This is a genomic window from Streptomyces sp. NPDC044719 (genome assembly GCF_056433405.1).
Genome location: NZ_JBWKHE010000009.1, coordinates 501,236 through 510,771, shown reverse-complemented (window position 1 = coordinate 510,771; position 9,536 = coordinate 501,236). Strand labels below are relative to the sequence as shown.

10 protein-coding genes are annotated in these 9,536 nt (G+C 69.5%); 8 read left to right on the top strand and 2 right to left on the bottom strand.

Features of this window, described 5'->3' with window-relative positions; translation table 11 throughout:
* Together AC07DF_RS34275 and AC07DF_RS34270 are read left to right on the top strand one after the other, a co-directional pair.
* On the top strand, positions 1-236 hold a 236-nt coding region (locus AC07DF_RS34275; protein ID WP_478980175.1), incomplete at its 5' end, for an adenosylhomocysteinase.
* An 18-nt stretch (positions 237-254) separates the two neighbouring features.
* A complete protein-coding gene (locus AC07DF_RS34270) occupies positions 255-935 on the top strand; it encodes a maleylpyruvate isomerase family mycothiol-dependent enzyme (RefSeq protein WP_478980222.1) in 681 nt (226 codons plus the stop codon).
* Positions 936-946: 11 nt separating this feature from the next.
* Here AC07DF_RS34270 and AC07DF_RS34265 read toward each other — a convergent pair whose 3' ends face one another.
* The gene (locus AC07DF_RS34265) at positions 947-1,687 is read right to left on the bottom strand and encodes a PIG-L deacetylase family protein (protein WP_478980173.1); all 741 of its coding nucleotides are present in this window, start codon (positions 1,685-1,687) and stop codon (positions 947-949) included.
* A 136-nt stretch (positions 1,688-1,823) separates the two neighbouring features.
* Here AC07DF_RS34265 and asnB point away from each other — a divergent pair, with 136 nt between their 5' ends.
* The 6 genes from asnB to AC07DF_RS34235 all read left to right on the top strand — a co-directional run bounded on the left by asnB (position 1,824) and on the right by AC07DF_RS34235 (position 8,976).
* Positions 1,824-3,599, top strand: coding sequence for an asparagine synthase (glutamine-hydrolyzing) (gene asnB / locus AC07DF_RS34260; protein ID WP_478980171.1), 1,776 nt, complete (start codon positions 1,824-1,826; stop codon positions 3,597-3,599).
* Positions 3,596-4,555 carry a PrpF domain-containing protein gene (locus tag AC07DF_RS34255; RefSeq protein ID WP_478980169.1) on the top strand — a complete coding sequence of 320 codons (960 nt, stop codon included), beginning with the start codon at positions 3,596-3,598 and terminating at the stop codon, positions 4,553-4,555. The genes asnB and AC07DF_RS34255 overlap by 4 nt, the downstream gene beginning before the upstream one ends.
* A gap of 140 nt (positions 4,556-4,695) precedes the next feature.
* A complete protein-coding gene (locus AC07DF_RS34250; RefSeq protein WP_478980167.1) occupies positions 4,696-5,433 on the top strand; it encodes an SDR family oxidoreductase in 738 nt (245 codons plus the stop codon).
* 48 nt (positions 5,434-5,481) lie between these two features.
* Positions 5,482-7,062, top strand: coding sequence for a class I tRNA ligase family protein (locus AC07DF_RS34245; RefSeq protein WP_478980165.1), 1,581 nt, complete (start codon positions 5,482-5,484; stop codon positions 7,060-7,062).
* Positions 7,063-7,171: 109 nt separating this feature from the next.
* Positions 7,172-8,473 carry a D-inositol-3-phosphate glycosyltransferase gene (mshA, locus tag AC07DF_RS34240; protein ID WP_478980220.1) on the top strand — a complete coding sequence of 434 codons (1,302 nt, stop codon included), beginning with the start codon at positions 7,172-7,174 and terminating at the stop codon, positions 8,471-8,473.
* A 281-nt stretch (positions 8,474-8,754) separates the two neighbouring features.
* A complete protein-coding gene (locus tag AC07DF_RS34235; RefSeq protein WP_478980163.1) occupies positions 8,755-8,976 on the top strand; it encodes a hypothetical protein in 222 nt (73 codons plus the stop codon).
* 90 nt (positions 8,977-9,066) lie between these two features.
* Here the strand turns inward: AC07DF_RS34235 and AC07DF_RS34230 are convergent, their stop codons facing one another.
* Positions 9,067-9,495 (bottom strand): Fur family transcriptional regulator, encoded by a 429-nt coding sequence (locus AC07DF_RS34230; RefSeq protein ID WP_478980161.1) that lies wholly within the window; start codon positions 9,493-9,495, stop codon positions 9,067-9,069.
* Positions 9,496-9,536 lie beyond the last annotated feature (41 nt).

The window sequence follows — 9,536 nt, the reverse complement described above, 5'->3', positions numbered from 1 at the left end:
CGTTCGTGATGTCCAACTCCTTCGCGGACCAGACCCTGGCCCAGATCGAGCTGTTCACCAAGCCCGACGAGTACCCGACCGGCGTCTATGTGCTGTCCAAGCACCTCGACGAGAAGGTCGCCCGCCTGCACCTCGACGCGCTCGGCGTGAAGCTGACCAGGCTCCGTCCCGAGCAGGCCGAGTACATCGGCGTGCAGGTCGAGGGCCCGTTCAAGCCGGACCACTACCGCTACTGAGCAGGCGGAGAAGACATGATGTCCGAGTACTCCGCATACGAGGAGTCCGAGCGGGACCCGGAGCTGCCCGGTCGGCTGCTCCGCACCGAGCGCGACGCCCTCATGCCCCTGCTCCGCGCCTCTGACAAGGAGCGGTTCGAACTGCGCACGGCCTGCCCCGGCTGGACCGTGCGACAGCTCCTCGCGCACTGCGGTGCCGCACTGGTCCGTATCGTCGAGGGCCGCCTCGAAGAAGGCGTGTTCCTGCCGGAGTCGAACGCCGCCGATGTCGCGGAGCGCGAGGACTGGCCGCTGAACCGCGTCCTCGACGAGCTGGAGCGGGGCTTCACCGAGGCGGGGGACGTCATCGCCGGTCACAAGGACGGTCTGCTGGACGCGGTCGCGCTGGGGGAGTGGGTGCACGCCGGCGACGTACGTGAGGCGTTCGGCGAGCCGGGAGCGTACGGCGGCGAGAGCACCGAGCACGCGCTGCCGCTCCTCGAAGTGACCAGTCGCAGACGGAAGACCCCGCGCCTGCACGCCTTCCTGAGCTGCAGCACGCCGCCGCTGGTCCTCGGTGACGAGACCGAGGGTCGCCCGGTCGCGCAGTTCTGGGGCGACGTGGCGACACTGATCCGCATCTACACGGGCCGCCCGCTCGTCGGGACGCGCTACGACCTGTACGGGGCGACGGAGTCCGAGTTGTGCATCTACCGGTGAAGCCGGTCAGCTCATTCCGTTTTCACGATCTGGAAGGCCTCGGCGAGGCGGCCTGGCGGCAGGCCGCCCGCCCTGGCGTGTTCGGTGAGCCAGTCGCGCAACAGGCTGGCCAGGTCGTCGAAGTGGGCGGTCTGTGAGGTGTGGATCCGCAGGGCGTCGACCTTCCGGTCGAAGACGGCCGTGACGTCGACGTACTGATTGGGCCTCGGCCCGGTCATGAGCCACAGTTCGGGGACGATCCAGGGTTCCAGGCCCTCGTCCTTGAGAAGTGCGGGGTGCGCGAACGGGTTGCGCGCTTCGGGGTAGACCGCTCGCAGAGCGGCGTCACCGACGGCACGGTGGTCGGGGTGCAGGTCCGCGACCCGCGCCCAGTTGATCTCCGGGCTGGGGATGATCGTGCGCGTGGGCCGCACCTGGCGGATCACGCGGCACAGGTCGCGGCGCAGTTCGACGCCCGGCTCGACGAAGCTGTCGGGGTAGCCGAGGAAGCGGACATCGTGCACTCCGCTGAGCTTGGCCGAGTGGACCTGTTCCGCGCGGCGCAGATCCGCCATCGCCTGGCGCGGGAGCCGCTCGTCATACCCTCCCGCGTCGCCGTCCGTGACGATGCAGTACGTCGCGCGGGTTCCGCGCGCGATCCACTGCATCACTGTGCCGCTCACGCAGAACTCGATGTCGTCCGGGTGCGCGGCCACCACGAGCAGGGTCTCGGGTGCGCTGCGGTCGGGGGAGTCGGCCTTGAACTCGTCCATGAGGCAAGCCTGTTCACCGGGTGGCGGGGCGACAAGGCGTTGCCCGTGGCGTGTCTGCGACATGGCACTTACGTGCCAGCCAAAGAATTGGTAGATTCAAAACATTGGTGGATACAAGACCCCGGAGGCGACCGGCATGTGCAGGATCTTCGGCTCCTTCGCCGTGGCGGCCACAGGCCCCGAGCTGGCCACGGTGTCGGCCCGGCAGCGCCACGGCGGCCCCGACGAGCGCGGTGTACGCGCCGGACGCGGCTGGTCGCTCGGTTGCGACCGGCTCGCCGTCACCGACCCGACGGGCGGCTCCCAGCCCTTCCGGCTGCCGACCGCACCAGGTATCACCGCCGTGCTCAACGGCGAGATCTACAACCACCATGAGCTTCGCCGGCACCTCACCGGGCGCGGCCACCGCTTCCCCGACGCCTGCGACGGCAGCCTCCTGCCCGCGCTGTACGCCGAATACGGCCCGGCCTTCGCGGACCACCTGGACGGCATGTTCGCGATCGCCGTCCTCGACCTGCGGGCGCAGCTGCCCCAACTCTTCCTCGCGGTCGACGAGATGGGCATGAAGCCCCTGCACTACCACCAGGGGCCCGATGGCGCGGTGCGGTTCGCCTCCGAGATCCCGGCGCTGCTCGCCTTCGACGGGGTGCCGGCCGATCCGCGCGAGGAGACCCTCGACACCGTACTGGCCACCAAGACCCCCTTCGGCACCGAAACCGCCCTGCGCGGTATCCGTGCCCTGCCACCCGGCGCCACCGCCGTGGCCCGCGGCACCGAAGGCCTGCGCGTCCTGCGCCGTCAGCCACGAGAGGCCAGACCGGCACCGGGCACCGGAGTGCTGGACACGCTGCGTCATGAGGTGCACCGGCTGGCCGACGCCGACGCCCCGATCTGCGCCATCACGAGCGGCGGCCTCGACTCCGGGCTCGTGACCGCGCTCGCCGCGGAGCACGTCGCGCCGCTGCACACTTTCCATCTCGGCTACCGCGGCCGCTGGCCGGACGCCGAACACACCCACGCCAAGGCCGTCGCCAGGCGTGCCCGCACCGTCCACCACCAGGTGGACGTCGACCCCGCCGAATTCGCCTCCCTGCTCACGCGGACCATCCGGCACCTGGGCCAGCCCAACGCCGACCCCATCACACTGAGCACCTACGCGCTCTTCCGGGCCGTGCGCGGAGCGGGCTTCACCGTGGCCCTCACCGGAGACGGCGCCGACGAACTCTTCGGCGGATACGACCGCGTGCGCGCCGCCGTGACCGCGCCCGAGGGCACCGACTGGACCGCAGCGTACGTCGACGCACTCGGCGCCGCTCCGCGCCTGATGCGCGAGTGGCTGTACACCCCCGACTACCGGGCCTTCATCGCCGGGCACGGCTCGGTCGCAGACCGCATCACGACCGAGCTGCGTGCCACTCGCGCCGACCGCGTCAGCACCCTCACCGGCTTCGAGACGCGCTGGCGGCTGCCGGCCTACCATCTGCGCCGCGTCGACCACCTCAGCATGGCCTGGGCGGTGGAAGCCAGGATGCCGTTCTGTCAACCGGCCGTCACGGCGGTGGCCCGTGGACTGCCCGCCGAACAGCGGCACGGCAAACGCGCGCTGTACGAGGCAGGGCGTGGGCTGTTGCCGCAGGCCGTGCTGAACAGGCCCAAGCAGCCCTTCACCCTGCCCCTCGCCGCCATGCTCGTGCCCGGAGGCCCCCTGTTCGAGCCAGTGCGTGAACTGCTCACGCCGTCCAGGCTGCTGCGGAGCGGGCAGCTGCGGCCGGAGCGAGTGCAGGCGTTGCTGGCCCGGCACGCGGAACGCCCGTCGCACCAGGACGCCCTCACCCTGTGGGCGCTGGCCGTGCACGAGCTGTGGACCGAAGTCGTCCAGGGACTGCGGGTCTCGGTCGGCTGCGCGGCGTGACCGGCGACGTCGTCCGGGCCGACGGCGCGCCCGGGCCGACACTCGTGCTGCACAAGGACCGGCTCCCGGCCGGCGCCCTGGCATCGTGCGCGGAACTCACCGTCGTACGGCGGTGGCTGGAGCGTACGGGGCGCGGCCACATCCGCAAGCTGGCCCTGATCGGGACATCCGCCGATCCGTCGTACGACCTGGACTACCGCTTCGTGCAGTGCCTGCCGGACGGCTTCGACTTCCGGACCGGGTGCGGCCACTCGCTGCTCGCGGCCGTCGTCGGCACCGGACGGCTCGGGGCGGTGCGGGTGCGGGCGGTGACCACCGGGGACACGGTGGTGTGCGTGCCGGAGCCGCACGGGACGTACACGGTACGGCTGGAGCGAGTAGCCGCGGCCGCGGACCTGCTGCCCACCGGCCGCCCCGCCGACCGGTTCCGCGGGCTCAGCGTGTCGATCGTCAGGTACGGCAACCCCTACGTCTTCGTCGACGCCCGCGACCTCGGGCTGGACTCGGATCACGCGCTCTTCACCGCGGGGCCCGCCGTGCTCGGGCGGCTGATGGCTGTGCGGGCGGCGGCTGCCCGGCTCCTGGGAATGCCGCCACAGGGCGCACTCCCCAAGGTCGCGGCGGTGGGCTCGTACCGCCCTGGGCGGTTGTCGGTACGTGCGGTGACGGTCTCCGGCTGGCACCCGGCCCTGGCGCTGACAGGGAGCGTGTGTCTGGCGGCGGGGACAACCGTTCCGGGGACGCTGCCCTCGCGTCTGGCCCACGACAGCGACCCGGCGTACCAGGAGTGCTCCCGAGCGGCTCGCTCCTTGCGTCTCGACACCCCCTCCGGCCCGGTCCACGTCTCCACCGAGGCGACGGCAAAGCGGCTTCAGCATGTCGCCATCCACCACAAGCGTGCCCGGGTGCTCGAACGCGCCGTGCCCCTTCCCTGGCGTATCCGCGTCACGGCGTGAACGCGCACCTGCTCAGGGGCTGGATACGGGGCGTCCCTCTGCCACCCTGGTGATCGGTCAGCAATTCCCGCCAGGCATTCCCGCCAGGTCAAGGGGAATTCTTCTCTGCTGTGTCCCGACCGGGGGGAGCGATCTCCAGGATGAAATTCGAGAATCTGCGCGTCGTGGTGACCGGGGCGTCCCGGTATTTCGGGCGTGCGATCGCCATTGGGTTCGCGCACCTGGGTGCCGAGGTCTTCGTCTCGGCCCGCACGGTCGAGGCCGCGGAACACACCCGTACAGAAGTGCTGGGTGAGGCGAAAAACCGTATTCATGCGTTCGGCTGCGATCTGAGCCGGCCCGCCGAGATCAGGGATTTCGCCCGGCAGGTCGGTGAGCACACGGACCGAGTGGATTTGCTCGTCAACAACGGCGCCCGCTGGCTGGACGGCTTCGAACTGGAGGGCGCCTCGGACGACTCCATCGTCGAGACCATCGAGTCCACGGCAGGCGGCACGGTGCTCATGGTCAAGCACTTCCTGCCGCTGCTGCGGGCCTCCAAGCGCCCCGACATCGTCAACATGGTCGCTGTCTGCAGCCTCGGTGGAGCGGCCGATTCCCCAGCGCACGAAGCTTTTTACGCCGCCAAGGGTGCCCAGGCCGGATTCGCCGACATTCTCGCGCGCCGACTGCATCCTTCCGGTGTACGCGTCTTCTCCCTCTATCCGCCCGACTTCTCCACCTCTGATCCGCGCTCCGCAGAATGGGAGGGCATCGGCAGGGATGCTCAGTATCCAGACGAGAAGCTCACGACCCAGGCCCTCTTCGAATGCATCGTCTACGCCGTCGAGCAGCCACGTGACTGCTTCATCCGCTCGTTCCATTTCGAGCCCCGGTGAGTGCCCGCCGTACAGCAGCGCTCACCTGACCGCCAAGGAGCCTCGTCCATGAGCACCCCACTCTGGATCACCGCAACCCCGCCCGACAGCGACGGCGAGCTGCACATCGGGCACCTCGCCGGCCCCTACGTCGCCGCGGACGTGCTCAGCCGGCATCTGCGTGCCGACGGGCAGTCCGTGCTGTTCACCACCGGCACCGCCGATCACGCCGACTCGGTCGAGTTACGGGCGCTGCGCGGTGGACGCAAGCCGGAGGAGGTCGCGGAGGGCTTCCGTACCGCGATCACCGCCGACTGGCTGCGCTCCGGCGTCGAGTTCGACCACATCGTCCAGCCACGCCGTGACCGTGGCTACCAGAGCTGGCTCCAGGACCTGTTCCGGGACCTGTACGCGCAGGACGTCATCGCACCCCGCACCCGGTTGCTGCCGTACTGCGAACCCTGTGACCGCTGGCTGTACGGCGCCCATGTCACCGGTGTCTGCCCGCACTGCGGCACGCGCGGGGACGGCGGCCTGTGCCACACGTGTGCCAGGCCGAAGGACGGCGACCTCATCGACCCGGTGTGCTCCCTGTGCGGCTCGCCGGGGCGGCCGCGCCGCTGCCGTCGCCTCTACCTTCCCCTGGAGCCGCTGCGCGAACTGCTCGCCGACTACTGGAGCTCCGCCGGGCTGCCGCCGCGCCTGGCCGTGCTGTGCGAGAGCCTCATCGAGGACGGCCTGCCGGACGTGGCCGTCGGGCATCCGGGGGACTGGGGTGTTCCGATCCCCGTCGACGGCTTCACCGGGCACCGCATCGACGCCTGTTTCGAAGCCGCCGCGATGCACCTGTTCGGCTACGGCTACGACAAGAAGCCCCTGCCCGAACGCACCATCCACTTCTGCGGATTCGGGCACTCCTTCTGCCACGTCGTCCTTCTGCCCGCGATCCTCGTGGCCCGCGGCGTCAAACTGCCGCAGGAGATCTACGTCAACGAGACGTACCGCATCGACGTCGAGGACGCGAGGGGGCCCGACGGCAAGCCCATGGTGTGGGCCCTCGACCTGCTCACCGAATTCGGCTCGGACACACTGCGCCGGCACGTCCTTCAGGCCAGGCCGCTGGGCCGCCGCACCGACTTCCGCCGCGACGAGCTCGACCGCACCCGGCAGCTCCTGGACGACACCTGGAACAACTGGCTCAACCGGTTGTTCGCCGCGGTACGCGAGGAATGCGCGGGGCGGGTGCCCGACGCGGAGCCGGGGGGCGACGGATGGGAGGCGCTGCGGCGTCGGCTGCACCGGGCAGCGGAGGACGTACGCGAAGCGTACGGACCCGAGGCCTTCGATCCTCGCCGCGCGGTCGCGATCCTGGACGAAGTGGTGTGCTGTGCCACGGACTTCGGCTACGTCAACGTGTTCGAACGGCGCCGTCCGAGTGGAACCGGACGTCATCTGGCTCCGCTCATGGCCCAGTTGGCGGTGGCTGCGGCACTGACATCCTGGGCTTGGCCCGTCATGCCCGAAGGTGCGAGGCGGCTGGCGCAGGCCCTCCGGCTGTCACCCGGAGGGCCGGTGGTGCCGGAAGCGCTTGTCCCACCGGCTCCGGGTACGCGGCTGGCTCCGCCGTCCGGACCCGTCTTCGGCTTCTGAACCCGGTAAGCCCTTGTGCCCACCAGCTCCGCCCGACGGAGTGGGTGGGCACAACGGCTTACCGGGCATCCCAGCTGAAGGAGCTCCCCTCGTGTCTCTGCGCGTCGCCATGCTCAGCGTCCACACCTCGCCGCTCCACCAGCCCGGCACGGGCGATGCGGGCGGTATGAACGTCTACATGGTCGAACTCTCCCGGTCCCTGGCCGAACAGGGCATCCGGGTCGACCTGTTCACCCGCTGCCGAGGTGAGGGGCACCCACCCCGCGTCGAGATCGGTCCGGGCATCCAGGTACGCCATCTGCACGCGGGTCCGTGCTGTGCCCTTCCCAAGGAAGCCATGCCCGGGCTGGTGCTGGAGTTCGCCCTCGCCCTGCTGAAGGCAGGTGCCCGCACCCCGTACGACCTGGTGCACTCGCATTACTGGCTGTCGGGCCAGGCGGGCAGCCTTGCCGCCGACCGGTGGCAGGTCCCGCTGGTTCACACGATGCATACGATGGCGCGCGTCAAGAACGCCTCCCTCGCGCCCGGCGACAAGCCCGAGCCGGAACTGCGCGTCCATGGAGAGAACAGGCTCGTCGCCACCGCTGACCGGCTCATCGCCAACACACCCGAGGAAGCGATCGCGCTGCGGAACCTCTACGGAGCAGCGCCGCACCGCACCGATGTCGTGATGCCCGGAGTCGACACCCGGACGTTCCACCCCGCCGACGGCAGGAGAGCGGCGCGCGCCCGGCTGGGCCTGCCGCAGGAGGCGTTCGTACCCCTCTTCGCCGGCCGTATACAACCGCTCAAAGGCCCTGACGTCCTGGTCCGAGCAGTAGCGGAACTGCTCCAGGAGGCACCGGATCTGCGCCGAAGGCTGTTCGTGCCCGTGGTCGGCGGACTCAGCGGCTCGGGCACGCGGGTGCCCGGCGAACTGCATGAGCTGTGCGGGCGGCTCGGCCTGCTGGACGTGTTTCGTTTTGAACGGGCAGTGCCGCAAGGGGAGTTGGCGGACTGGTACCGGGCGGCCGATGTCCTGGTGATGCCCTCGCGCAGCGAATCCTTCGGCCTGGTTGCCCTGGAAGCGCAGGCCTGTGGCACGCCGGTGCTGGCCGCGGCCGTTGGCGGACTGCCGACGGCGGTGCGGGACGGAGAATCGGGACTGCTGGTGGGCGGACACGAGCCGGGCGACTACGCGCGCAGGCTGATGTGGTTCGCACGGCATGCGGCGGCGGCAGAGGCCATGGGGGTGGCGGCCGAACGGCACGCTCAGGCAATGAGCTGGTGCGCCGCGGCTCAACGGACACTTCAGGTGTACGAGCGTGCGCTGGAGAGCCGAGGCGGAAGGATGGGGCAGAGGCGGCGGCACGCCCCTGCCCCGGCGGTCACTCCCTCCTGGAGGAATAGAAGGACCGCAGTGTCAGTCTAACATTCTCTTTGGTGCGACCAAAAGTATGGTTCGTTCCAAATAAGGTTCTGCGACCGGATTCTGGCCGGATTCCTTCCGATTGGCCGAAGCGAATCCGTGTGGATGCTTCAATTCGCTACTACCTCCCCGCAGGAGATGTCCTATCTGCGCCATGACATCTCCACGACTTGTGGAATCGTAGATTCCCGCTCATGGGCGGGCGATGATGGAAATGTCTTCGACGGAAACCCGGCGGCACGGGCCGCGAAGGCGGAGTTTCCATTCATATCCTGGAGGAAAAAGTGTCTGCAGCTGTGCGCGCCACCGGATCCCGTATTGCTCGCCAGTTCGCCCTCGCTGTGACTCTCTGCGCGGCCGTCGCGGGAGGCGCTGCCGCGACCGCCATGCCGGTCGACACTTCGCTCTCGCGGCAGGTGGTGGCCGGCAGCACGGACAACAACTGGCCGGCTGTCCCGACGACCCCGCAGGACAACAACTGGCCGAGCAGTTCCTCTGCCCTGTAGCGGAGTTCACAGCAAAGGGCCCCGGAGGAGCCGCGTGCAGCGGCTCACCGGGGCCCTTTCCTTCGGCCACCCGTGCTGTCCGACGGCCTCTCAGGCGGCTCGGCAGTCGGGGCACAGGCCCTTGAAGACGACATCGGCGTCATTCACCTGCCAGTCTTTCAGGCCTTTGCTAGGAGGGGGTGGCGCCTCGTGAACGACATTCTCCACGCGTCCACATGTGACGCACAGGGCATGCTGGTGTGGTGGGCCGGAGAGTTCGAAGACGGCCGGCCATCCGGGGCGCTCGAATTTCGTCACCAGGCCGGTGTCCAGGAAATGCCGAAGCATCTCGTAAACGGCCTGAGAGGTCAGCGTTCCGAGACGCTCTCGGGCCGCGGCGGTCAATTCCTCCACCTCGAGATGGCCGCCGGCCGTCAGCACCTGGAGCACCTCCAGGCGGGGGCTGGTCACGCGCAGACCGACGTCGCGGAGCTGCTGGATCGCCACTTCGCGCTCGTTCGCCACTGCCTCGCGTGTCATCTCTCCGCCGCCTGGTGAGACCAAAAGTTTGAATGAATCGT

Coding starts and splice junctions, on each gene's coding strand:
- AC07DF_RS34245 (WP_478980165.1), top strand. CDS start 5,482: ATGAGCACCCCACTCTGGATCACCGCAACCCCGCCCGACAGCGACGGC.
- AC07DF_RS34250 (WP_478980167.1), top strand. CDS start 4,696: ATGAAATTCGAGAATCTGCGCGTCGTGGTGACCGGGGCGTCCCGGTAT.
- AC07DF_RS34265 (WP_478980173.1), bottom strand. CDS start 1,687: ATGGACGAGTTCAAGGCCGACTCCCCCGACCGCAGCGCACCCGAGACC.
- AC07DF_RS34230 (WP_478980161.1), bottom strand. CDS start 9,495: ATGACACGCGAGGCAGTGGCGAACGAGCGCGAAGTGGCGATCCAGCAG.
- mshA (WP_478980220.1), top strand. CDS start 7,172: ATGCTCAGCGTCCACACCTCGCCGCTCCACCAGCCCGGCACGGGCGAT.
- asnB (WP_478980171.1), top strand. CDS start 1,824: ATGTGCAGGATCTTCGGCTCCTTCGCCGTGGCGGCCACAGGCCCCGAG.
- AC07DF_RS34270 (WP_478980222.1), top strand. CDS start 255: ATGTCCGAGTACTCCGCATACGAGGAGTCCGAGCGGGACCCGGAGCTG.